This window comes from Capilliphycus salinus ALCB114379, from assembly GCF_047276495.1.
GTDB lineage: Bacteria > Cyanobacteriota > Cyanobacteriia > Cyanobacteriales > Microcoleaceae > Capilliphycus > Capilliphycus salinus.
In genome coordinates this window covers 652411-676994 of record NZ_CP178543.1, presented here as the reverse complement: position 1 = coordinate 676994, position 24584 = coordinate 652411, and the positions used below count along the sequence as shown (strand labels likewise).

Genomic DNA, 24584 nt, shown 5'->3' with positions numbered 1-24584 from the left:
TTCTTGCTTTGAATGAGGGAAGAGACAAAAGTGATTTCAGTTAATGCCTATTCTGTAGTAAAGTAAGGGCGCATCTTTGGATAACGGGTTAGGAACCGAAAGCGACAGAGATGAAGTATCACGAATTAAGATCTGATCTCTTGAATTCTAGGTAAACCCCCTGAATATTTGTAAACTTAGCTAAAATTTATTCTCTGGACTGTGAGAGGGCTAACTGTGATTAACTCTATCGGGTTCAACTCAATTCGATCCTTGGATGAGCATAAACTTTATGCTCACCTACAAAAGTGTGTAGAAACTGAGTCACCTCAACAATTAATTGAGCGTTTTCGGAACTTATTTTTAGGTGAAGTTGAGTATCAAGATGCGGAGATTTGGGCCGCATTGGGTCGGATTGTGGATGGGGATTTTTCTCCGCCAGAATTTTCCCATATTCTCAACCGTTGCTGCTATATTTTAATTAACCGTTGGTTGAAACGTCGGAAGTGCCAATGGGCGATTTATGAATTGGTTCAACTGTTTCAAGTTCTACCCAATAAACTCCCCCACTGTTGGACCGCCCACCGTCTGCGATCGCTGGTTAAACGGTTTATTCAATCGGAACAATATCACGCTTTACGCCGTTTAGCAAAAGCCTTTAAAGACTCGAAAAATACAGAATCTAGCGAAGAAGTCAAAAGTCTAGATTCACTGATTATTCGATATCCCTACTTATATGAACATTTTTTCCTCACCGATGACAGCACCGATGAACAGCGACAAGAAATTCGGATGATGCGCCATCGCAGCCAATTAAAGTTCGATCACGATTTATATGAATATATGAGCGATCAAACTTACAGTCGCGACCAGGGAATCATTCTACTCCCCACTCAAAACCCCACCCTACTCCCCGATAAAAAATATCACTCTGCGGTCAATCATTTTACCAGTAAAGTTGATGGCCATCATACCTATCCCGAGTTGGCAAAACAGTTTATCCAACAAAGTCGCAACACTCGCTCCTACCGAACTTTTAAAGAAGAACTCTACGAATATATTAGCAGTTCTATCGATCCGAAATATGGTAGAAATCGATTTAATCAACGTCTCTATCAAGTTTTACAAGACACTTTAAATCACAACGATGGTCAAAAAGTCAATGATGCTTTACTAGCCGGAACTTGTCGCAAATTATTTAACTTTATGGTGATTGAGAGTTTACAACAACCCAGTCATTTTGTCTTTGTAGACTTGCTCAATAACTTGGGGGCTACCTCCGTGATTGGAGCGTTACTCAAATTAGTTTTAGTTTGTCGAAAAGTCAAAGCAGATTTAGAAAGACGTTTCTCCGTTTTATTCAGTCATTATTCCAGCTTTCCTCAAGATAAAGTCTTTTGGTTAGTCGAAGCCCTCGAAAATGTCAACATTGCTTTTAGTTTAAATTTTGGTTCCAAAAAATTATCCTTTTAAAAAAGGGAACAGGTTTACAGTCACTCCTCACCCTTAGGGGTTCAGCAGTCGCTCCCATCGCAAACTTTGCAAGAGAGTCACCAGCAAGCGTAGGGGCGGGTTCGGCTAAAACCTATCTTAGCCAGAAATAACTTACATAAACCCGCCCTATCCCCAACTAAGCATTTTTGGTTGGTTTTATAACTCCAAACTGATGATTTTATTAAGTAACTGATTGGGTTGAATTGGTTTAGTAATAAAGTCATCAACTTCAGTGACTAAAACACTTTCAGAGTCAATAGATTCAGAGTTATTGGTGATGGCTAAAATCTTAATATCTTGCGTAGCTGTGTTATTTTTCAGGTAACGAATAATTTCATAGCCATCTTGACCCGGTAAGTGCATATCGACAATAACCGCAGTCGGTTGTAAGAGTTCAATTTGTCCTAATGCGGTTAATCCTTCCACAAGCCAAACCACTTGATAACCCGCTGCGGTGAGAATTTCACAGATGAGTGTAGCAATTTCCTCATCGTTTTCAATCAGAATAAATCGACCCACAGGATTATTTGTTGAGGTGGTGGGTAGAGAGGTTTTAAACGCAGAATTTTTCACCCGTTGCTGAGTATTTAGAGAGGGAAGCGGTTGACCGGGAATATGAACGGTAAACGTTGAACCTACCCGTTCCGTAGAGGTAAATTTAATCACTCCGCCATGAAGTTCAACTAACTGTTTTGTTAAGGCTAAACCCAACCCCGTTCCGCCATACTGACGGCGATAGGACGAATCAAGTTGTTGAAATTTTTCAAATAATAAAGGTTGTTGTTCTTGAGGAATTCCAATTCCGGTATCTTGGATTTGAAAAATCGCCGTGTTTCCATCAACTCGAATTCTGAGGGTGACTTGTCCGGTTTCTGGGGTAAACTTAATGGCATTGCTCAACAGGTTGAACAAAATTTGTTTGACTCGACGTTGGTCAGCAATAAACCGATCTTGATGAGGTTGTATTTGAATATCGCCACTCAACAAAACCTTTTTACTTTGCGCTCTTTCTCGAAAAGAAGTTAAGCAATGTTGAGCCAGTTTTGACAGATAAAACTCACTAATTTGTAGAACCGTTTTTCCCGACTCGACCTGAGACAGTTCCAGTATATCATTAATTAACTCTAATAAATGTTCTCCGCTGTCGTGAATTCTTTTCAGATATTCTTGTTGTTTTTCTATCGGAAGTTGTTTGATACCCGCACCGTTGGAATAGAGTCTTAATAGGGTGGCGGAAATCCCAATCACGCAGGTGAGCGGCGTTCGTAATTCATGGCTCATTGTCGCCAAAAATTCGCTTTTGGCTCGGTTCGCCGATTGAGCCGCCAATAAAGCATCGTGAAGCGCTTGAGTGCGTTCGGTGACTCGGCGCTCTAAGGTGTGCTTTTGCTGCTGTAATTGAGTATAAAGTTGGGCTTGATAAATAGCAATAGATAAATGCTCCGTCACTTGAGCCATAAATTTCGTTTCGTTATCCGTCCATTCTCGGGGTTGATGGCATTGATGAGCAATTAACAATCCCCACAATTTTTCCTGAATGACAATCGAAAAAACCACCTTGGCTCTGACTTGAATTCGGCGCAAAAACTGGAGAAAACAAGAAGAATAGGCATAGGTTTTCTCCACATCTTGAATAATTAAAGAAGCGTGGCTTTTTTGATATTTAGCTTGGGCTTCTGGAGTTTCAAAAAAACAACTATCCGCCTCGCTCAAGTGCAGAACCGACAAAACTTTTTCCGAAGAACGAGCTTCATAAGTCACGCATCCTCTGTTACCCTTTTGACTCGCTAAAAATTCACCCGAGAAATTCGCCATTCGAGTCGGTCGGGTCTCGTACTCTCGCTCCTCGACATCCCATCCGGGTTCTAAGCTACACTCTCCAGGGGGAACAGACCATTGAAAGTCAAACTGATAAATCAACAACCGATCAACCTGCAAATATTGTTGCAACCGTTCTACTGCTGTTGACAAAATAACAGACAATTCCAGACTCTGGCGAATCTGGCTGGTGACTTGATTTAAAAGTCTCTCTTGTTCAAGTTGTTGATACAGGGCTTTATCCACAGGTTTGTATCAAAATCAACAGCACGCGCAGGTTTTAAAGGAATTATATCTATTTATTCTAATTCCAGTCCTACTGCCAAGATAACACTAAACTACCCCAGGGGGTTGATAGGTTCGGCTATACCCACCGCCTAGATTCCCCGCTCAAGAAGATGGGGATGGGACTCAGGCTGTGACCGACTGCTAGAGGTCCATCGAGACAGAAACGATCTCCGTTGAACAATAGAACAAAGAAATACCGATATTCCTTTGAGATCGAATTAGATATATAACTTAGTTGTGGCGTTCTTTTTCTGACTTGACAGAATAGGACTGCCCCGACCACTATGTATGATATCGGAAAATGGTTCAGCCCACAATCCCTAAGCGCGAGTTCAGTTGAATGAGCAGTTCATCTCAGATCACCTTTGATTCTACTCTGGAAAGCTTGGCTTACCATACTTTTCAGATCAATTCTACTACCCCCGGACTCGTTGTTGCCCAAGAATTTCATCAGAATCCCGAATTACCCGGCGTTATTGTTGTTGATAATGAGCGGGTGATCGGGATGATTTCTCGGGCAAATTTTCGAGAACAAATGAATTATCTCAATCGCAAAAATTTATACTTAAGTCAACCGATTCAACTCCTTTTAGATGTCATCCGAGTTCCGCCCCTAATTCTGTCTAAAGACTGCAAAATTTTAGTCGCGGCTAACGAAGCTTTAAGCCGACCCAATCAACTGGTTTATGAACCCCTCGTTATTGAATTTGAACCCGGACAGTATCGGCTTTTAGATATTCATCACTTGCTTTTAGCTCAAAATCAACTTCTCAACTTTTCTTATCAGAAAATCAAACAACAAAAGTTGAAATTAAAACAATCCGATAAAAAGTTTGAAGCAGAAAAAAGCAAAGTGATAAAATATGAAGCCTTCCTTCAGCAAAAAACCAGTTTAATTCATCAACAATACAATCAAGACTTAAGCCAACAACAAGCAAAATTGACCGAATATACTCAACCGATCATTCAACTGAATCAGCATTTTGTTAGAGTCAGCGAAAGAATTTTAGTCGAAACTCGAAAAGCCTTTCATTCGATCTTTCTCAATACCAATTTAACCTATCGAAATACCGAACATTTATTTGAAATCAGTCAGGCGATGGCCCGGGATCTTGAGGCGGTCAATTCCACCTCACAACTGTTAGGAGAAATTATCCAAAAAGTTCGCCATCTCGCCGTACAAGCCGCTATTTTCACCTATCAACTAGACTCTTCTCAACCGGAAGGACTCAGTAAAATAGGCTTGGAAATCAATCGCCTGGTTAGTGAAACCTCAAAAGTTAGCGACCAAATGAATAGCATTGCTCGTCAACTGAAATTCAACTTACAAGAACTGAGAGAATCCGCTCTCGAAGACGCCCGAATTTCCTGCTCAACCCTGTCTTATATCGAACAAGCAGAAAATGTAATTATTCAATTAGAACACCTAGTTAATTCCTCCTTAATTCATCAAAAAAACATTCAACATTATTCCTCCGATGCAACCTACATCATTCAATCCATACAACGGGCCTTAAAATGTACAGAAGATCGAAAAAATTAAACCTCCGATTCTACCGTTGCACCCGCTAACAATTCTTCGGCGGCTTTCATCAAATCCTGCTCAATTTCTTTGAGATCTTCCCGGCTGTCTAAATAAGTTTTTAAAGCCCCAAGCGGATCGATACTGTGGCGGTCTAATTCGGGAATGCGAGGACGAGCCAATTGACTCACCAATTCCGCTTGAATGCTATAAGTATGAGCCGCACTTAAAGCTTCATGTAAACGGGAATTTTCAATCAAATCAATCTGTTCCGAACGCAACTGATAAATTAAACGCACAACTTGATCATTAATCTTCTTTTTCCCAATCGCTTTTAGCAGCAGTCCTTGAGGATCTTCCGCCTCAGAAACATCCACCTTTATCGTAGAAAAAGACCGCACCGGTAAAGGACAAAACTCCCATTTAACCCGACCTTTTTCTAACTCCACCAAAACAAACCCTTTATCCTCCTTTTCCTCGCTAAAATCAACCCGTTCAATACTTCCCGGATAAATAATTGGCGGATCGTTAGATTTATTCAAATTTTGATGTTTGTGAACGTGTCCCAACGCCACATAATCAAAACAAGGACGAATTAACAGCGACAAGGGAATATTAAACCCCTTCCCCACCGCCAAAAAACGTTCCGCCCCCAAACTCGCTTTATCCGCCATTAAATGCGCCAACAAAACCGTCGGAATTTCCGGATCTAATCGTCGAATTAATCCTTCCATCGCCACTTTCAAACGGTCAATCAATAAATCATTAACCTCGCTTAAAGATAACCCTTCCGTCTCGGGACGAGTTAACAACGCCGAACGAGTTAACCAAGGTAATGTAATCACCTGAACCGGACCATTTTGAGTATAAATTGTATGAGTTTCTAAGCGATCGCCAACCACAAACCCCGGTACTCCCAAAGTCCGATAAATTCCCAAACTCGCTCCCCCCTGTCCCTGAGAATGTTGATCGTGGTTCCCCACCAATAAAACCGTCGGAATTTCAGCATCCACCAAGCGCCGAAATTCCTTTGCAAACGCCTGTTTAACAAACGGCGCCGGAGTCGCATCGGGAAACGCATCTCCCCCAAATAAAACCAAATCAACCGCTTCTGCGATCGCCCGATCAATACAGCGTCCCAAGGTGGTTACAAAATCTTCTAAACGAGTATTTAAACCCGTTTCTGGGTTGGTTCGTCCGTGAGTAAAGCCGCTACCCATATGAATATCAGACAAATGGAGAATTTTAATCATAACAGTGAGAAATGAAACAGTTTTTAGTGAAAATCCGGAAAATAATGATCCTAGATGTGTAGGTTTTGCTACGATTTGATTGAATCTACCGATCAGTTTACCGATTAATTGACTTTTCAGGTAAAACGATCAATAAAGGAGGGCTTTTGAAACTCAACCTTATTCAAAAACTAATCTGATCAGTCAGTGACCGGATAATCAGGGAGTTTCTTACTGCGAATCTTAGAACCATTTTTCAACTCGTAATGTTATCTATGCCTTTATCTAAAGCTTTACGCCAAGCTGCATTAGGTCACACAATGGAATCACAATCCCTCACAACTACACAACGAGCCGTTCTTGATTTAGCCGCTCAATTGCGCCGTGAAATTGCGGCTCGTATCTCAGCATACCTCAAAACCTATCTCGATAAACCTCACGAAATTAATCAAATTAACGCCAATGTTCTAAAATGGGGTAACAGCCACCTTGACAACCGCGACAGTTTACCGCAATACTTTTGGCAACAACTCCAAATTTTTGATAGTGTCAGTGGCTTGAACTGGGCTGACAATACCGGGAAATATATTGCCATAACCCTACTCGGCGATCGCACCCCGACTCTAGAGCTTAAAAATGAAAACACAAGCCACAATAAACACATCTACACTTTCGATCCAACCGGCAATTCTACCGTTGAACCCATCGGTTTTTCTGCCAACTACGACCCCCGTTTTCGGGCTTGGTATCAAATCGCCCAAGACGCCCATTGTGCCGCTTGGAGTTCAATCTACCAATACTCGAATACCGTTGAAATTCAACTGGGTTTAATGGCCGTTCTTCCCTGTTATGATGCGACAAATCATTTTCTTGGGGTTTTGGGATGTCGTCTCTCTTTATCTGATATCAGTCAATTTCTGAAAACACTCAATATCAATGATCAATCTACTACCTTTATTCTTGAACCTTCGGGAACATTAGTCGCTAGTTCCACACTCACCCGGCCTTTTGATCTCAATTGCGATCGCACCGCAACCTGTTTAAATGCCCTCCAAAGTGGCGATCCTTTAATTCAAGCCGTAATGACTCATTTGTACACCTATTTTAACGATCTCGCCGCCATTGATTGTCAATATCAGCTTGAATTCATCTGGGATCATCAAATTCAGTTAATCGATATTTTTCCCTTTAAAGACAATCGGGGCTTGCACTGGTTAATTGTATTGGTCACACCCGAATCCAAATTTATCCAAAATATTCCGCCCGATTATTATCATTCATCTCGCGAAGCTAGCGTTACCCTCAAACGCATTAATCAACAACTCGAACAGCGAATTCAACAGCGAACTTACAGTTTAAAACAACTCGATCAAGCCCTAAAAACCAGTGAAGATCGCTGGCAACTCGCACTAGAAGGAAGCAACGATGGCATTTGGGATTGGAATATTCAAACCAATGAAATTTTTTTCTCGCCCCGTGCCAAAGAAATGTTAGGCTATGAAGACCATGAAATGACTCAGCATCTAACCGAATGGGAAAAACGAATTCATCCCCACGACCGAGAACGGGTTCTCAAAGCCATTTGGGACCATTTAGAACGAAAGACTTCCGGTTACTCTACCGAATACCGAATTCGCTGTAAAAATGGTCAGTACAAATGGGTTTTACATCGGGGTCAAGCCCTTTGGAATGAAATGGGCGATCCGATTCGGATGGTCGGTTCTCAAACCGATCTCAGCGAACGAAAACAAGCCGAAACCAAGTTATTTTATCATGCTTATCACGACGATCTGACTCGATTGCCCAACCGGGCTTTTTTTATGGATAGACTCCATTTAGCCCTCGAGCAAGCCCGCCAATATTGCGATCGTCTTTTTGCCGTTTTATTTATTGATTTAGATCGCTTTAAATTAGTCAATGATGGTTTGGGACATTTTGCCGGGGATGAATTGCTGATTCAAGTCGGACAAAAACTGCAACAATGTATTAATTCAAACGACACTCTCGCCCGTTTGGGGGGCGATGAATTTGCGATTTTATTATATCCCATTCAAGGAATTTCTGATAGTATTCTCGTCGCCGAACGGATTCTTGCAGTCCTGGAACAACCGTTTATCATTGCCGATCAAACTGTCTCAATCACCGCCAGTATTGGAATTACCTTCAGTCACTATTACGCGGCCGATCATTCCTACAAACACAGCACCGATATTCTCAGAGATGCCGATCTTGCCATGTACCACGCCAAGCATCACAGTAGCTCAAATTATGCCATTTTTGATAGCAAAATGCAGATGAATACGCTGATGCGATTGCGTTTAGAAAACGATCTGCGAGCCGCGATTCAGTCGTCGAAATTAAAGGTTTACTATCAACCCATTGTTTGTTTAAAAACGGGTAAAATAAAAAGTTTTGAAGCCTTAGTCCGTTTACCCAACCCCAAAAAAGGTTTGATTTCTCCCGGTGAATTTATTCCCATTGCCGAAGAAACCGGGTTAATTGTTCCTCTGGGAGAATGGGTATTAAGAGCCGCCTGTCAACAACTTCGACAGTGGCAAATTCAAGGTTGGGTCGATGACAATGTTTCCGTGAGTGTGAATGTCGCCGGACAACAGTTTTCTCAAAAGAAAATCGTCAATCTCGTTCAACAAATTTTACAGGAAACCGGATTAACTCCGGCGAATTTGCGTCTAGAAATTACCGAAAGTGCGATCGGCGAACATTTGGAATGGGTGGCGCGACGTCTGAGTCAACTCCGACAAATGGGAATTCAAATTCTCATTGATGATTTCGGAACCGGTTATTCTTCTTTGGATCGTTTGCAACGTTTTCCCATCGATACGGTTAAAATTGATCGCTCTTTTGTGGCGCCTATGACTTCCCCCAATTCTAATTCTAAAAAGTTTGTTGAAGCTATTGCTAATTTTGCTCACAGTTTGGGGTTTAGTATTGTTGCCGAAGGAATTGAAACCGTTGAACAAAAACAATTAATTCAAAATATTGGTTGCGAATACGGACAAGGAAACTTATTTTCTCAAGCCGTTGATGTGGAAAAAATCACCGCTTTGATTCAACGCAATCCCATCTTCTGAGGTAATATGATTATGATTCACCCATTACCGCTTCTGGCGCATTTCTTGCCACAGTGATTGATATTGTTTTAACGTAGATTCTTCCAACGGCAGTAAAAATTCACTTCGATCTAAAATTTCCGCTTTTGGCAACAGAAGCGGATTTGTTTGTAGCGTTTCCGGTAAATCCTTGGGGTTCATTTTAACCACAATTGGCGAAGTTGTACCCGTTAGTAAAGACATTTGAGTGGCAATTTCTGGCCGCCAACAAAAATCAATCCACGCTTGGGCTAAGGGAATCTCAGAAACCGGTTTTTCCGATGCCGGTTGTACCCACACATCCGCCCACAACGCCGTCCCCGAAGCGGGAACCACAACGCCGATATTGTGTTGACGGCGAAATTTTTCGGGAAAATCCGTAGACCAACCCACCGCCAACCAAGTATCGCCTGTAATTAAAGGTTTGAGGTAGGTATCGGAATCATAAAGTTTGACCCGGCGATTGAGTTGACGCAGTTCTTCTTCTAAGCCATCAACCTGATCTAAATTGGTGGTATTGTAAGATGAACCCAGTTTTTTTAAGGTTAAACCGATCGTCTCCCGAGGACTATTGAGGACAGAAAAGCGATCGCGAATTTCTTCTCGCCACAAATCGCCCCAATCTTGAGGAGTCCACCCTAAAGATTCAAATTGATCTCGACGATAGGCGATCACCGTCGTTCCCCAACGATAAGGCGCCCCCCAGACTTCTCCTTCGGGATCTAACTTCCCCTGACGGTTACGGGTGACTAAAGCCTGCCATTGCGGGGGGAGTTGATTCCAGCGTTCCCAAGCTTTCGGATCGAGAGGTTGGACTAATCCCTGTTGAATGGCTTCTGTCAGCCAGTAATCCCCGATCATCACCAGATCCGATCGGGATTGATCGGCGGCATTTTCCTTTTCCCATCCCAGCAGGTTGTATAAGTATTGGAGTAAGGATTGATCGGCTTCGGGGTTTTCCGTCTCCCGTTGCAGCAGGTTGTATAAGTCTTTGAGTCTCGCTTGAGGAATAAAATTGATCGCCTGAGGATTAGAGAATTCCTGACGGAACTTACTCACCATTTGCACGGGAACTGAGTCTTTTAAAAGTTCGATTTTTATGGGTGTCGCCTGAGGACGACATCCGAAGGCGAGACTTCCTAATAGAATGACACTGGTTCCCTGGAGAAAATTCCGTCGCTTCACTGTCTTACTGAATTCGTTTTTCTAGATACTGACCAATCATTTGCTGTTCGCCAGCCCGGGTGATAATTGACTGACGGGTGCGGTACTTTGTGCCGATGTGTTTAATTTCTTCCTCGAATACAGAACCATTGTACTCGGTTCGCAAGCATAATGTGTCAGGATTGGGCAGATAATATTTGGCGTTGATCGGTTCAGTCGTTGCAAAACCGCGATCGCGATAGAGAATATCTCCCAACACGCCAAAGATGGTCGATCCTTCCGATTGGGATTTATCGGTTGTCGAGCGGGTGCTTTCCCATTCGATGTAGGAACCGCAGACTAAAGCATTGCGATCGTCGAGATCATGCAGTTCGGCGAGTTTAATCAGTTCCGGGCTACCTTGCTCTAAAAATCTTACCGTTAAACGGCTCACCCATTCTTGGGGTTTGCCATCGGGTAGAGTGTAGTAACGCCGTTCGGAATGCCACATCCCGGACGATTGACGTAGATATTGTTCGATTTGAGATCTAGTCTCTAGTTTGATTTGTTGGATCGGTGATGTCATTTAGAAAAGTCCTCCTCTCGGTTCTACTGAGATACAAAACGGTTTGTTTCGTACCGGGGTTCTCATTGTGTTACAATTCTTAATATACACACAAAAACCTCAACATGGCAATCTCAAAGGTGATTGATTTTCAACTACAAGAGTCGGTTAACAGTTTCAGGATAAGAGAGAGATTTGCTGATATTGATTTATAACAGAGGATATCCGACTAAAAAATAATAATGCAGTTGCCCTTGATACAAAACTTTGATTTACCGTTTAGATTAGACGGATTGTTACTCAATCTTTATGAGAAAGATTAGATATTTGTTTCAGTTTGTCACAGATTTTAATCTATAATCCCAATCAATAAATCCTGCAAAAGGTAGAGGTCATCAAATTTTTCCTTGAGTTAGATTAAAAACAACCTTCCATCCTTCCCCGGTAAAAACTTAGAATTTATAGGCAACTAATCGACCGAAACTCCGGCAAACACGGGGTTAATTTTCGTTCAAAGTGCTTTCAATTTTTCGGCGATTTATCTATCATAAATAACTTAATTAATTTTTAATCAATTTCGGAGCGGTCGGTCAAAATTTAAAAATAAACTCGGCAATTTCAGAAAACAGAATTTTCTCAAAACTCTCAGAACTTGACCAGAGAATTACTAACTCAAGTCAGAAGACCGTTCTAGCTTTTATCCTCCGCCAGAAATGAAACAGCTTGCTACTCCTTAAGTAACAACAGAGAAGATTGGGCTAAATTCTGGTCTGGGTCAAAAATACAGAATTAAAATTTCTTTAATGAGAATTTGACGGTAAAAGTTAAATAAATAAGAAGTAATTTACCAGTTGAGCAATTCTCTGTCTAGGATTGAAGAGAGAAATCGGTAACAAAGAGAGTAAAGGAATTTTTATGGATACCCTTAATCAACAAGTCATCGCTTTGAACCACAAAGTTGATCGGCTCTACGAAATCTTAATGCAAGTTAACGATCGAGTCAGCGACCTGATTGCCTCCCAAACCTCTGCACAAACACAGGTTTTAAATACTCCCAACCTAGAAGCTTCCGATCATCGGTCTTTGACCCGTCAACCCCTTTCACTCGAATCGAAATTAGAACATAAAGATATTTTAAGCGATGATGATTATGTCACCGCTAAAGGAATGATTCACCGAGAAGAACCCAGTATCACCGCCGACATTCAAATTCAAAGACTCACCGCCCAACTCACCGCAGCTTATAACCGCATCGCCGCCCTAGAAGAACGTCTACTCTCCCAAAGAACCCATCATTAGTGGGGAGGTGGGGAGATGGGGAGATCTTGCCTATTCCCTATTCCCTGATCCGGTGTTCCCTGATCCGGTGTTCCCTGATCCGGTGTTCCCTGAAAAAACTGGTGACTGGTGAAGCAGCGCGGTCTTGGGGGTTTCCCCCATGAGCGCGAACTCGCGGCCCGGCGGTTTCCGCCGAGAGCGAAGTTCGCAAGAGAGCGACTGCTGAACCCGAAGGGTGACTGGTGAGGCAGTGCGGACTTGGCGGTTTCCGTATCGGAGCAACGGACGTTCCCGCATATGGTGACTGGTGACTGTCTATCCTTTGCTGTATCGATCGGCTAAAGCTTCAATGGCTTGTAACAGTTGCATCGAGTCCCAACCCAACAAATGAGAGGCGATCGCACATCCACCCGCCCCGACTCCCTCTTTAACATAACCTTGCTCGTAGGCCCTCAGTTGAGGATAGCGGGAAGTTGAAAAATTGAGTAAAGTCGCCAGTAGGGGAACAGAACCAATTTCTTCGGCCAGTCCGACAGTATCCCCGGTGGGATCTTCAGCCACCCAACGGGTCGTTCCCACCACCACTTCTTCGGGACACCAGTTTAAATCAAAACAGTTGGCGATCGCTTGACACAGACCATAAACCGCTAACATTTGAGTCCCTCCAGCCAGCAACACCCCCGCAGTCCGACTGGCGGCGATCGCCATTCCCGCCACCACAACTTGCATCGGATCGCCCACCGCAGCCACTAAGATCAGCGGATCTAAATTTTTAACCGGTGTTGAGTTGAATAAATTCGCCGCCCGCACTTCTGCGGTTGGGATACGGGCAAGCCCCCTCCGCGCGATCGCCAACTTTTGAGTATGATTACAATCGCGATGGCTGCTATTGACCTTATTTTCCGCAGCCAACCCCAAACCCAATAAAACAGCCAAAGCCGTTGTCGTCCCCCCAACCACGCATTCTCCGAGAATCAAATAACTTCCCGTTGCTTGGTTTGCGAGTCGCTCTCCCCAAACTAACCCTTGTTCAAATAAGTGTTTAACAGTAATTAAATCGATCGCCTCACCGGATGTGACGCATTTTGCCGAAACTCCGCCCAAATCAATCGTAGGAACAGCAGGAAGAATCGGCAACCCGGCGTTGAATAGAAAAAGGGGAATGTTGAGATCGTTAACCACCGTGCGGGAAATCAAAACCGGAGAAGCCCCCGCACTCAGGGGCGGTAAAGGATATTGAGGCGTCGGTTGGGGGCCGTTGTAGAGAAATTCAGCATCGGCGACACAGGTATATTTTCTCGCTTCGGGAGTCGCACCGGCGGCCGAAATACCGGGAATCAGTCCGGTTTCTGTAAAGCCCAATACACAGGCAAAAATCGGCCGACATCCTTGATATTGCCCGATCCATCGGTTTCCCCGTTGGGGTTGAGTATAGACACGAACACTCACAGTGTGGAACTAACCTTCATAGTCGAGTAAGACTTGCACCCAATGGGGAGGGCGAGGAATGGGGCTTTTGAGGCGATCAAGCAACAACAGCGCCACCAAATGAACCACAAACAGGTAAACGGCGCTATTGACAATTACCATTGCGATCGCGATCAACTGCACGAGAGCTAAACTGGGGGGAGCGAGTATCCCCAACTTGATAAAAATCCATTCGGCCAATTCTGTAATTTGAGTGGTTGCGTAGATCCACAGATCTCGACCGAGTAAAATCGATAACAGCCAGTAGCGAAAAAAGAAGCCGATCGAACCGATGATCGCACCAATGCCGATCGAAACAAACCAGTTGGCGCCCCGTTTCCATAATTGGCCCATAACGACCCCCATCCAACCGTAGGGGATTAAAAATATAATGCTGCGAGTCGGTCCCATTAACACCGTTAACAATAGCAGGGAAGTTAAAGCGCCGAGCCAAGCTTCTCGTTTTCCCCAGCGCAAGTAGAGTAAAGCAATGGGTAAAGGGAAAAATACCCTTAACAGCGGGCCGATGGGAAAATAATAATTGACAAACCAGATTAAACTCGCGGCACTGGCTAAAAATGCAGTTTCCACCATCGGCAGGGGAGAACGACTCGGAGAAGAAGGTGGAGAGTTTCTGGAGGGTTGAGAGAGTGGGGGCGAAGAATTGTCAGGTTTTTTGGTCTTTGTCACAAAAAATTTACACCGCTAGAACAGCTTGGGCAGAAATTGAGGGAGTTGGTAGATCTTTGACGCTCAGGGGCGATCGACGAGACTCAAAACCGTTGATGTTAACCCCAAGCGAATCACCGATGGCCAAAAACGAAGGGACAATCTTCGTTGTTAACTAGACTAGCATTCGCTCTAAAGCGTGAACATCAGGGATTCTGAGAACATCGCGATCGCGATGAATTAATCCTTTTTTCTCCAGTTTACTCAGAACTCGGGTAACTGTCTCCCGTGCCAGTCCACTTAAGCCGCTCAACTCTCGGTGGGGAAGGTTGGGAATTTGGGTTCCTTCATCGGTGGTTTGTCCTTGTCCTTCTGCTAAAAATAGTAATATATCTGCGACTCGGGAGGTACTGTCTGACTCCCGCAGGCGCAGCCGTCGGTTAACTTGACGCAGCCGCCTTCCCATCAATTGGGCCAGTCGAATTCCCGCTTTCGGTTCGCTGCTAATTAACTCAACAAAATCAGTCGCGGGCATATTTCCAATCAAAGTCGGTGCGAGGGTGATCACATCGGTTGAACGGGGAACCTCATCTAAGGCGGCCATCTCACCAAAGATCTCACCTTTTCCCAAAATATTCAGGGTAACTTCTTTACCGTCTAGATTGTAGGTGCGTATTTTAACCCAGCCATTGAGAATAAAATAGACGGAACTCCCCCAGTCATTTTCGAGCAAAATCACTTGATTGGGAGGGTGTTGGCGGCCGACAATGTGAGATGTAGCTTTATCTATTGCTTCACTCGGCAGACCTTGAAAGAAAGATGTAGAGAGGATCATCTGAATTATATCAGATTGGGTGTCCCGGGGCATATTCCATTCTGGCATGAGGGTATCATGTAAAAAAAATCCGGTAGTTTGCAAACCCCCGTGTCTTTTGACCGGGGACGGAGCCTATAAGGTGCGCTCCGAAGGTGTTGGTCAGTATTCTCCAGTTCCTTACTCTGAACCGGGGTCTAACCGAAGTCGCCCATACAGTCTCCAGGAGAAACACCACAGGCGGGAATTAATCAGCTATTCCCTTCGGGGAGCGGGTGTTTAACGAGCCAACCCTGACCAACTCAGCAGGGTTATCGTGTGGGCTTCTGGGGTTGCCAGTGCCGGTCCGTCCAAAAACCGAAGTTTGATCGGACTCACTCAGCATCCACAGCAAGACAGCCATTTTCACAATTGCTGATTGTTCTGTACAGTTGGTTTTCGCCCCCGAGTGCGGTCGTTCCAGCAAGTGTCTTATTTTATCAGACATTTCTACTGCAATGAGCCGATTTTTCCCCACCGACCCCCACGATGATTAGGGATGACGGGGGCATATTCAGGCGGAGGACTTCTAACGGACAACAGTTAAGCGATGGTCACAGAGGGTCTAAAATAGGGGCTAGTTTGACTTGAGTAGGCTCTTTCCCTAGCCTATCATGGTATCAGTTTAGGGGGCGATTATAGCCGTGACTGTTCAACCGGATCGCATTCAAGCTCTGATCTCGAAAATCGATGAGGCTTTAAGCTTATCGAATCCCCGGCCACCTTTGGTTGTGATGGGAGATACGATTATTCAATCGCGCCAAGTTTTAGAACAGGTGCGAAGTTATTTGCTCTCTGTCGATCCGAGTCAGCATCAAGATAGCCCAAATCTCATGGCTGCTGTTACCGATGCCGAACTGCAATCGTTAGAAGAATCTATCCGGTTGCTGATTCGGGAAGAGTTGCAGCAGTGGCAGAGTCAGTTGACTCAAACTATTGAAGCAGAAATTCGGGCGATGCGGCAAGAGCGCCGCGTTTTGATCCGGGAACTGCGTTGGTTGAGAAAGCAGCGACAAGAAGCCCAAACCGCCTCTAAGCCTTCTGCTGAGACTCAACCGGGTTTTTCTTCTCAACCGGCGGGACGGGCGGTGTTTATTCCCCCCCAAGAAACCTATATTTATCCGACACCGAACCCAAAAGCCCCGGAATTGTTCCCCTATGCGGGGGTAGAAATTCCGCCCTCGATGCGGTTAGACTCTCAACAGATTGCAGTTTCAAAGCCCACTGTTGAACCGAACGCCTCTGTTGACTCGGATCGAGAACCTGAAATTGATTTGCAAGCTTTAACCCGTCCGGTAGAATTGGAGTCGGTCGCACCGGAATTGGAAATTTCCGCCCACCCACAGGCTCAACAAGCCGATCCAATTCTCCCTTTGGATAAAACCCTTGAAAACGATTTAATTGAAGCCCAAGAGCCAATTTCCGCCCCCGGAGAGAGTGTCGAATTTTCCCCAAGTTCAGATTCGGAAGTCCCAACCCAAAAGTTGGAGTCGGTCGCACCGGAATTAGAAATTTCCGCCCCCCCACAGGCTCAACAACCCGCTCAAACTCCCCCAAGCTTTGAAACCGTTCAAAACGAGTTGATTGAAGCTCAAGGGGAAATTTCGCCGACTTCCCCCACAGAAGAACCCACCCCAACGGTTATCTCTTTAGATTCTGACTCTCCCCCTGAGAAACATCACTGGGAAATTGCTGGCGCGCGCCCCAACGATCTCAACGATGTCTTTGGCGTGTTGGACTTGAGCGAATCGGTATTAGAATCTCAAATGTTACCCTCATCTTCTGTTAAGTTTACTCAGCCTGGAACGTCCCCCAATCAGCACAACCAACGGTTAGATCCAGAAGACTATATACAGGCTTCACCCCATGAAAATCTTTTACCCCACGCTCAACCCGAAGAAGAAGACGACGATCAGGTAGACACTCATCTGATGGTCGGTAAAAATATTCGACAACAGCTAGAAGAAGATTTGTTAATTTTAGAACAGCAATCTTTTCTCGGCGAAGACAACAGTATAGCGGACTTTTACGAGGAAGAAGACCAGCCGGAAACTTCTTCGGTTCCTTCGGTGAAAAAACAGAAGGAAATCGACAGTTTTGAGCAGTTATGGTCGGAAACTTCCCCGGCTGAGGTCAATCCTTTCGCCGAAGCCAATGCGTCTGAAATGACCCTCGACGAACTGCTAACAACTATTGATAACTCGGAGGTCAAATCTCGCAACTCCGACGAAGATCGCTCCGATTTAGACGATCTCAATTTTGAGGCTTTGAATCACAAATTGCAACCTTAACTATGTCCACAGAATACAGCGAAGAAGATCGAATTCCCCTCCAAGATCAATGGTATCTTGCCCTCGATCTCGGAACCGGATTATCCGCCTGTTTACTCAACCGCAACACTCAAAAACTCTACCCCATTTTTTGGAAAGCCAAAACAACCCTTTTATCCGATCGCGAAGAAATTCCTGGCGATCGCGAAGTGACTTTTCGTTTACCCTCTCAAGTCAACGACCAGAAAAAACCGAATGGGTTGGGGGAATTCAAAAATTTTATCTCTTATCTCAATATTGCCATTCCCTATATTCGCATCAGTCAAGATAGCGCTTCGGAAGTCAGCCAAGTTCCGGTACCGTTAATCCAATTATCCGACAATCAAACGGTTTTTTTAGGAAAATTTCAACGGGCTTTACAGCTATTACTCTCGACGTTAACCCCTTATCCCCAAAAACAGTTTAAAGGCTTAATTTTACCCCAATTTTACACGGCTGAAGCGGTGGGGTTAGACTTGAAAACATTACATTGGGCGATGCAACGGTTAGCGGGAGTTATTGTGGGTTTTCCTTCGGTGGCGACGGAGGCTTATCGGTTTAATATAGAAAAGGCGATCGTTGATGCTAACCTGGTCAAACGTCCCGAACAAGTTTTTTGGCTGGAAAATGCGATCGCGATTTTTTTGGATCAATTTCGCGATGGGGAAACGATCTCGATGTCGGGAGAGGGAGTTTTGGCGATCGATGCGGGGGCGACAACGACAGAAATTGCTTTGGTGGAAGTCAGCGATCACATTGACAATTTGCAAAATTCTGATTTTTTCTGTCACAGTTGGGCTTATGGCGGAGATGCTCTCGATCTGGATATAATTTGTCAATTATTACTCAATTCGCCAACGGGAAAACGGTTACAATCTCAGATGTTTGGGGATGAGGATTTGATTTGGCCGGTTGCTGGATCTCCCGACTTACAACTTCGTTATCGTCTTCGCCAACGGTTACAGAGTCAGCCTTTGGGGGTGGCGTTGCTGGATGCGGCAAAGTCTGTTAAAATTGTTCTTCCCCAACAGCAACAGTATACTTTGGAGGTTGAGGGTTATACTTGGGAACTGAATTTCAGCGATCTCGAACGGTTGGTTCTGGCTCCGTTTATTCACGGGTTAAATGGTCAACTCAATCATACTTTAGCGATTGCTGGAATTTCCAGTATTGGAATTAATCAAGCCTTTTGTGTGGGGGGAAATGGCGGTTGGACGGCGTTAAATCGTTGGTTGCGTCAAAAATTACCCAATGCGGTTATTTCTCAAAATGATAGCACCAATGATGGGGTTGATTCGCGATCAAAATCCCATCTTCAGGTTGCAATGGGTTTGGCGTCTTTACCGCTTTATCCTCAGGTTTTGGATCGTTCCCGACATCAATATCGAGATTCTTTTCTCCTCAAAGAGTTGTTAAACTGTTTTGATGGGCGATCGCTCTCTGTCGATGGGGTGATGCAGGTGTTGGAAAGTCGGGGAATTAATACACGTTCCTGTCAAAAACGAATTCTTTCTATTCTCAAAGATCAGTTTCCTCTCGGTTTAGTCCCCCAAGACCCTGAAATGGTGTTGATTCATCCCGCTTCTCGACAAACTCCAGACTATCAAAACCTCTGTGATGGGAAGTTGTTTGTTGAAGATGAGGATCATCTCTATCACCTCAATCTTGAACGGGCGGATGTCGTTCGTCAATATTTGAACCAACTGTTTTCCGGTTATCTCCAGTCTCTAGAAGAACCGGCTGTGACTTTACTTTGACATCCTCACTTTGACATCCTTTCCCGCCCTAAAGCCAGGAGATTTTAAACATCACTATCTAACTAAGGGCATGGATAGGTATTCAGAGTATATAATACATTATTTTTCAAAAAAAATTGTATTGTAAACTACATTATTGCTTTTTGATCGATTTGATCAAAGGTTTGAATTTCTATCAAAAGGAGGTTGAGTCTATTAGGTTGTCAATGTACCGAATATCCTGAGGGTTTATCCCCCTTTTTTTAGGCGATCGCAGGGTAATCAAAAAAATTATCAGGGGTAAATTTTTACAAAATTAGGGGAATTGTGAAAATCGCAGATTTTTTTTAAAGCTTTGGTAAAAATTTGGTCAAACTCAAACAAAGAACTTCCAATTTATGAAAAGTTTACTTAGAATAAAATTGAAGTTTCAATTCACTTGAAAATATAAAGCCGGGGTAACAAAGTTGTGACTGAAATTTCCAAATCGTCTATCCATGCAGCCGAAAAGTATTTAATCGAAGGATACCGTTCCAACTGCTTAAAACTGGGAAAAAAAATCCATCCTTCGGTTCGCTCAAAACTCAAACGTTTGATAGATATCTTTTTAGCCCTAATCGGGTTGACAATTACAATAATTATTGCTATTCCGATTAAAATCATCATGTGTTTTGATGATCCGGGTCCGCTTTTGTACAGTCAAATTCGTTGCGGTTTTCGAGGTAAACCCTTTCGGATGTGGAAATTTAGATCGATGGTGGTCAATGCCGACCAGATGAAGCATTTGGTTGAAAATCAAGCCAAAGGTCACATTTTCAAAAACGATCGCGATCCTCGTATTACTCGTTTAGGTCAATTTTTAAGAAAGACCAGTCTCGATGAATTTCCCCAATTTTGGAATGTTTTGCGGGGAGAAATGAGCATTGTGGGGACTCGTCCTCCTACTCCAGATGAAGTTGAAAACTACCAAGATCATCACTGGCGACGGTTAGATGTGAAACCGGGAATTACCGGAGAATGGCAAGCCAACGGTCGTTCGAGTATTGATGACTTTGAGGAAATTGTGATGATGGATATCAATTACCAAAAAAAGTGGTCTATTTTATACGATATCCTACTAATTATCAAAACAATTACTGCCGTTGTCAACAAACACGGAGCCTATTAATAACTCCTAATCATCCTTTACCCTGACTTTTACCTTGAATATTTTCAATCTACTCCGAGATCAAATCTAGCTTGGGACAGTCCTGGCTAGGTTTTCTTTTGTGTATACTAATCAATACGATAGCTGAAGATCGGCTTTGGTATTTGTCGAATACAAGGCAAGGAGTTAAAGATGAACCTACCCACCTGGATCACATTTTCTCGGTTACTGGGTGTTCCCATACTCCTGGTTGGCTTGCATCAACCGACCCTAGAGAGTCGGTGGGTTTGTTTTGGGGTTTTTCTGGTCGCCGCTTCTACGGACTGGCTGGATGGCTACCTCGCCCGCAAACTCAACCAAGTGACGGACTTGGGAAAATTTCTCGATCCGTTGGTTGATAAGTTGTTGGTTTTGGCACCGCTTTTGGCCTTGATTGAATTGGGACAAGTTCCGGCTTGGGGTGTATTTTTAATTTTAGCACGGGAGTTGGCGATCGCGGGTTGGCGGGTGAATCAAACTAAAATATCGGGGGCGAATATTTGGGGAAAACTAAAAACGGTTACGCAAATTTTCGCCATTTGTTTATTAATTGCACCTTTACCGGTTGAGTGGGAAATTGTCAGTTTAGTTGCGTTTTGGGCGGCTGTGGCTTTAACGTTAATTTCGGGAATTATTTATCTATTACCGGCTAAACCCGAAACAGAAATGTAACTTGTTGTTCGGCTTGTTGTGGCGATGCACCCGCAAAGTTAGTCAGGACAAGTTTACTAATGTTATTTGTAATAGAAAGACTTAAAAGCTTACTAATACCAATTCTTTGTGAAGCTTCATCTAATTTATCCCCCCTTAATCCCCCCTTAAAAAGGGGGGTGGCGAAGCCTGGAGGGATCAACGAATCGTCAAAAGTTGCATGATTAGAAAGAAATGGTATAAAAATGATTAATAGCGAATTGTAGGGGCCGGTTCCGAACAAATTTATGTGTCCCCGAAATCACCTATATAAACCCGCTCCGCCTTCCTTTAGCAATGTTATTTCTAACAAAGGTAAATTAATATATAACCCGCTCCTACGAGTCTTCTGTTGATTTAGGAATCAGACGCCAAACGGTTGTTTTTTCTTCTTGGGTGGGAAGTTGTTTAATTGTCTCTCCGAGTTGTTTTTGTATGGCTTGAGTGAGGGTAACGGGGAAATCAAAATCGAGGTTTTGAGTTTGAATAAATTCCGAGAGTTCAGCAAAAGAAATTTTTAGGGTTTTGCGTTGTGAACTGGATAATTTAAAGCGGTCTGTTTCCGCGACGTCTTGAGTTTTCATGGCTTGTTTTAAACGCTCTTGAAGGTGAGTGATTTCCGAGTCTAACAGTTGCCATTGTTCGACGATTTCTTGATAGCGGGCGGCGAGTTGGTCGAGATCTTCTGCTGTCGGATCGGGTGTGGCGAGGGGTTGAAGTTCGAGCAACTGTTGATGAATATGAGCCAAATAGACTAGATCCATTTTAGCATATTCTAGCTGTTTTTCGGTGAGGGGTCGCCGTCCCCAATCGCTGCTTTGTTCTTGTTTATCGATGTTGGTAAAGTTGCCGAGTTTGGCGGCTAATGTTTTGAGTTGATAATTTTCAACGGGTAATAAATAATAGGGGATTTTTTTCGCCATTTCTAGGGTACAGGTGACGTTTTTCGCTCGTTTTTTCCCCAATAGTTTTAGGTCATAGTTAGCATTGTGAAAGACTTTTTCTATGGCGGAATTTGCCATAATTTTATCGATAAATATATCGGTTAATTCGGGTTGGTCTAAAACATCAAAAAGGTAGATGTGAGGGTCTCTGTTCTCGTCGGATGGAGTCAACACTTGAATGAGAGACAAGCGGGGTTTGTGTTTATAATCTGCAACTTCGGTATCGAGCCATAAGATTTCAGCATCCGAGAGTTGAGCGATAACGGCTTTGATGGGTTCAGGTGCAGTTAAATAAAGCATTCGTGTTGACCAGTATTGAAACTAAAATTAGGAGCAAAGAGGCAAATTTTCGGTAGAATTAGAAGTCGAACCATCCGGCATAATGGTATCGATTAAATTGGCACCTTCTAAATTTGCGCCTTCAAGATTTGCACCTCGTAAACTTGCGCCTTGTAACTGGGCGCCGGATAAATTTGCTCCCCGTAAATCAGCTTTCCAAAAATAAGCGTGTTGGAGGTTGGCGTTGGTTAAGTTTGTACCGATGAGGGTTGACAAATTGAGATTGGCTCCGCTTAAATCAGCTTTAGTTAAATTGGCTTGAGATAAATCGGCTCTGAGTAAAACGGCTTCGGTGAGATTGCTTTGTTTGAGAAGGGATTCTGTTAGGTTGGCGCCGTGTAAAGTGGCTTTTTGAAGATTGATGAGAGACATTTGGGCTTGATGAAAATTGGCTGCGGTTAAATCGGTATTTTGTAGGTCTGCTTTTTTGAGGTTTGCATGAGAAAAATCAACCCCGTTTAAATCCATCCCAGATAAATTAACCTCAACCAAATGAGCGTGATGGAGAACAACTCCATTCAGACGAGTTCCGTCAAGTTTAGCATCATTTAAACGAGCATAACTAAGATTTGCCCAACTGAGATTAGCATCAGTGAGATTGGCCGATCGCAAATTGACCCCGCTCAAATTCGCCCCACACAAGTTTACACCGGTGAGGTTAGCCGATCGCAAGTTTACCCCTCGCAAAATCGCGCCGCTGAGTTTAACCCCTTGCAAATCGGATTTTACCAAAAAGGCGCCTTCAAGATTGGCTTTGGTCAGATCGGCGGCGATCAGTCGTCCTTTACCGAGTTTGATATAACTGAGATTGCTGGCGTAAAGAAAGGCATTGCTGAGATTACTTTCATTGAGTATTGTATGACTGAGATTGCCTCCGGCAAAGGAGGCTTCAGCAAAATTAACCCCTTCGAGGTTAGCATGAATCAGACGCGCACCAATGAGGTTAATTTTTTCAAAATTTCGTTGTCCGCTCGCGTAACGCTGTAACAGTTCTTTAACCTCCATCCGGAAGCCTCCAAGTTCTCTTTTAATTGTGGCACGCTATACCGATGAGATGGCTCAGATTTGTTACGATTTGAAATACTTATCTACTCGCGCCGCTCGGGTAAAATAGCCCCTCGGATGTCTGCATCTCGGAGGTTAGCATGATCGAGGCGAGTATCAAGAAGTACGGCTTCGCAGAGATTGGCGCCGCTGAGGTTTGACCAACTGAGTTTGGTCCGGTAAAGTCGTGATCGACTGAGGTTAGCGCCCCGCAGGGTTGTCCAACTGACGTTCGCCGCTCGCAAATTGACGCCGCTCAAGTTGGCTTCGCTCAGATCCGCCCCAATCATGGTAACGCGACTCATATCAGCTTCGGTAAAATTGGCGCCGATCAGCAAGGCACCGCTGAGAATGGCATTAACCAAGTTTGCCCCTTCTAAGATAGACTCTCGGAGGATAACATTGGTGAGATTTGCCCCTTCTAGAACCGCACCGGTGAGGTTGGCTTTCATTAAATTGGTGCGAATCAGGGTAGCATTGGTTAAATTGGCGCCGACAAAGTTCGCCTCGACCAAATTGGCTTCGGTGAGGTTGGCATCGGTGAGATTGGCATGAGTCAGACTGACCATCTTAGAGGAAGACCCCCGCAGATTCGATCCGGTCAAGTCCGCCCAATTAAATTTAGCATGAGTGAGGTTGGCGCCGATCAGGTTGGCTTCCATTAGGTTGGCATTGCTGAGATCGACGCCCATAAGTTTGGCTTCGCGGAAATTAACCTGGGTGAGGTTCGCATCAATAAAGCTGGTATCTTGCAAGTTGGCCCGCACGAGAATGGCTTCGCTTAAGTCTACCCCCCTTAAATCAACTCCAATTAAGTTAACCGCCCGAAACATCCGTTCGCCTGCTTTATATCGCTCCAAAAGTTCTTCAACTTGCATAGAATTCGCCTCAATTGATTATTTTCTATAGTTCGAGTTA

General features: G+C 44.0%; 18 protein-coding genes. 8 read left to right on the top strand and 10 right to left on the bottom strand.

What is annotated here, in order from left to right; translation table 11 throughout:
- Positions 1-216 precede the first annotated feature (216 nt).
- Positions 217-1452 carry a hypothetical protein gene (locus ACL6C3_RS02865; RefSeq protein WP_413165169.1) on the top strand — a complete coding sequence of 412 codons (1236 nt, stop codon included), beginning with the start codon at positions 217-219 and terminating at the stop codon, positions 1450-1452.
- 177 nt (positions 1453-1629) lie between these two features.
- Here the strand turns inward: ACL6C3_RS02865 and ACL6C3_RS02860 are convergent, their stop codons facing one another.
- Positions 1630-3537 (bottom strand): ATP-binding protein, encoded by a 1908-nt coding sequence (locus ACL6C3_RS02860; RefSeq protein ID WP_413165167.1) that lies wholly within the window; start codon positions 3535-3537, stop codon positions 1630-1632.
- A gap of 382 nt (positions 3538-3919) precedes the next feature.
- Here ACL6C3_RS02860 and ACL6C3_RS02855 point away from each other — a divergent pair, with 382 nt between their 5' ends.
- Complete coding sequence (locus tag ACL6C3_RS02855) at positions 3920-5122, top strand: chemotaxis protein (RefSeq protein ID WP_413165166.1); 1203 nt, start codon at positions 3920-3922, stop codon at positions 5120-5122.
- Here ACL6C3_RS02855 and sbcD read toward each other — a convergent pair.
- Positions 5119-6354 carry an exonuclease subunit SbcD gene (sbcD, locus tag ACL6C3_RS02850; RefSeq protein ID WP_413165165.1) on the bottom strand — a complete coding sequence of 412 codons (1236 nt, stop codon included), beginning with the start codon at positions 6352-6354 and terminating at the stop codon, positions 5119-5121. The two genes, ACL6C3_RS02855 and sbcD, sit on opposite strands and share 4 nt — an antisense overlap.
- A 254-nt stretch (positions 6355-6608) precedes the next feature.
- Here sbcD and ACL6C3_RS02845 point away from each other — a divergent pair, with 254 nt between their 5' ends.
- Positions 6609-9425, top strand: a complete 2817-nt coding sequence (locus ACL6C3_RS02845; protein ID WP_413165163.1) for an EAL domain-containing protein — start codon at positions 6609-6611, stop codon at positions 9423-9425.
- A 24-nt stretch (positions 9426-9449) separates the two neighbouring features.
- On the opposite strand, the gene ACL6C3_RS02840 is transcribed toward ACL6C3_RS02845, so the two are convergent.
- Both ACL6C3_RS02840 and ACL6C3_RS02835 read right to left on the bottom strand, forming a co-directional pair.
- Positions 9450-10628 (bottom strand): extracellular solute-binding protein, encoded by a 1179-nt coding sequence (locus tag ACL6C3_RS02840; RefSeq protein WP_413165162.1) that lies wholly within the window; start codon positions 10626-10628, stop codon positions 9450-9452.
- A gap of 4 nt (positions 10629-10632) precedes the next feature.
- Complete coding sequence (locus tag ACL6C3_RS02835) at positions 10633-11172, bottom strand: phycobiliprotein lyase (protein WP_413165160.1); 540 nt, start codon at positions 11170-11172, stop codon at positions 10633-10635.
- Between the two features lie 894 nt (positions 11173-12066).
- Between ACL6C3_RS02835 and ACL6C3_RS02830 the strand changes: the two genes are divergently transcribed.
- Positions 12067-12450: a hypothetical protein gene (locus ACL6C3_RS02830; protein ID WP_413165159.1), complete on the top strand. Its 384-nt coding sequence runs from the start codon at positions 12067-12069 to the stop codon at positions 12448-12450.
- 294 nt (positions 12451-12744) lie between these two features.
- Here ACL6C3_RS02830 and cobT read toward each other — a convergent pair whose 3' ends face one another.
- From cobT to ACL6C3_RS02815, 3 genes are all read right to left on the bottom strand, one after another.
- Positions 12745-13878 carry a nicotinate mononucleotide-dependent phosphoribosyltransferase CobT gene (cobT, locus tag ACL6C3_RS02825; RefSeq protein WP_413165157.1) on the bottom strand — a complete coding sequence of 378 codons (1134 nt, stop codon included), beginning with the start codon at positions 13876-13878 and terminating at the stop codon, positions 12745-12747.
- A gap of 9 nt (positions 13879-13887) precedes the next feature.
- Positions 13888-14586, bottom strand: coding sequence for a DUF2232 domain-containing protein (locus tag ACL6C3_RS02820; RefSeq protein WP_413165156.1), 699 nt, complete (start codon positions 14584-14586; stop codon positions 13888-13890).
- A gap of 154 nt (positions 14587-14740) precedes the next feature.
- Positions 14741-15400, bottom strand: coding sequence for a Crp/Fnr family transcriptional regulator (locus ACL6C3_RS02815; protein ID WP_413165154.1), 660 nt, complete (start codon positions 15398-15400; stop codon positions 14741-14743).
- A 662-nt stretch (positions 15401-16062) separates the two neighbouring features.
- Between ACL6C3_RS02815 and ACL6C3_RS02810 the strand changes: the two genes are divergently transcribed.
- The 4 genes from ACL6C3_RS02810 (at position 16063) to pgsA (ending at position 21321) form a co-directional block, all read left to right on the top strand.
- The gene (locus ACL6C3_RS02810) at positions 16063-17709 is read left to right on the top strand and encodes a hypothetical protein (RefSeq protein ID WP_413165152.1); all 1647 of its coding nucleotides are present in this window, start codon (positions 16063-16065) and stop codon (positions 17707-17709) included.
- 2 nt (positions 17710-17711) lie between these two features.
- Complete coding sequence (locus ACL6C3_RS02805; protein WP_413165151.1) at positions 17712-19484, top strand: hypothetical protein; 1773 nt, start codon at positions 17712-17714, stop codon at positions 19482-19484.
- Between the two features lie 448 nt (positions 19485-19932).
- Positions 19933-20631 (top strand): sugar transferase, encoded by a 699-nt coding sequence (locus tag ACL6C3_RS02800; RefSeq protein ID WP_413165149.1) that lies wholly within the window; start codon positions 19933-19935, stop codon positions 20629-20631.
- 171 nt (positions 20632-20802) lie between these two features.
- Complete coding sequence (pgsA, locus tag ACL6C3_RS02795) at positions 20803-21321, top strand: CDP-diacylglycerol--glycerol-3-phosphate 3-phosphatidyltransferase (protein ID WP_413165147.1); 519 nt, start codon at positions 20803-20805, stop codon at positions 21319-21321.
- Between the two features lie 356 nt (positions 21322-21677).
- On the opposite strand, the gene ACL6C3_RS02790 is transcribed toward pgsA, so the two are convergent.
- The 3 genes from ACL6C3_RS02790 to ACL6C3_RS02780 all read right to left on the bottom strand — a co-directional run bounded on the left by ACL6C3_RS02790 (position 21678) and on the right by ACL6C3_RS02780 (position 24544).
- Positions 21678-22583 (bottom strand): ribonuclease D, encoded by a 906-nt coding sequence (locus ACL6C3_RS02790; RefSeq protein ID WP_413165145.1) that lies wholly within the window; start codon positions 22581-22583, stop codon positions 21678-21680.
- Between the two features lie 27 nt (positions 22584-22610).
- Entirely contained in the window at positions 22611-23627 is a 1017-nt protein-coding gene (locus ACL6C3_RS02785; RefSeq protein ID WP_413165143.1) for a pentapeptide repeat-containing protein, read from the bottom strand.
- Positions 23628-23710: 83 nt separating this feature from the next.
- Positions 23711-24544: a pentapeptide repeat-containing protein gene (locus tag ACL6C3_RS02780; RefSeq protein ID WP_413165141.1), complete on the bottom strand. Its 834-nt coding sequence runs from the start codon at positions 24542-24544 to the stop codon at positions 23711-23713.
- Positions 24545-24584 lie beyond the last annotated feature (40 nt).

Bases quoted from the DNA above. Each gene is read 5' to 3' on its own strand.
- ACL6C3_RS02790 (WP_413165145.1), bottom strand. From the start codon at position 22,583: ATGCTTTATTTAACTGCACCTGAACCCATCAAAGCCGTTATCGCTCAA.
- sbcD (WP_413165165.1), bottom strand. From the start codon at position 6,354: ATGATTAAAATTCTCCATTTGTCTGATATTCATATGGGTAGCGGCTTT.
- ACL6C3_RS02845 (WP_413165163.1), top strand. From the start codon at position 6,609: ATGCCTTTATCTAAAGCTTTACGCCAAGCTGCATTAGGTCACACAATG.
- ACL6C3_RS02830 (WP_413165159.1), top strand. From the start codon at position 12,067: ATGGATACCCTTAATCAACAAGTCATCGCTTTGAACCACAAAGTTGAT.
- ACL6C3_RS02855 (WP_413165166.1), top strand. From the start codon at position 3,920: ATGAGCAGTTCATCTCAGATCACCTTTGATTCTACTCTGGAAAGCTTG.
- ACL6C3_RS02835 (WP_413165160.1), bottom strand. From the start codon at position 11,172: ATGACATCACCGATCCAACAAATCAAACTAGAGACTAGATCTCAAATC.
- pgsA (WP_413165147.1), top strand. From the start codon at position 20,803: ATGAACCTACCCACCTGGATCACATTTTCTCGGTTACTGGGTGTTCCC.
- ACL6C3_RS02815 (WP_413165154.1), bottom strand. From the start codon at position 15,400: ATGATCCTCTCTACATCTTTCTTTCAAGGTCTGCCGAGTGAAGCAATA.
- ACL6C3_RS02780 (WP_413165141.1), bottom strand. From the start codon at position 24,544: ATGCAAGTTGAAGAACTTTTGGAGCGATATAAAGCAGGCGAACGGATG.
- ACL6C3_RS02785 (WP_413165143.1), bottom strand. From the start codon at position 23,627: ATGGAGGTTAAAGAACTGTTACAGCGTTACGCGAGCGGACAACGAAAT.
- ACL6C3_RS02805 (WP_413165151.1), top strand. From the start codon at position 17,712: ATGTCCACAGAATACAGCGAAGAAGATCGAATTCCCCTCCAAGATCAA.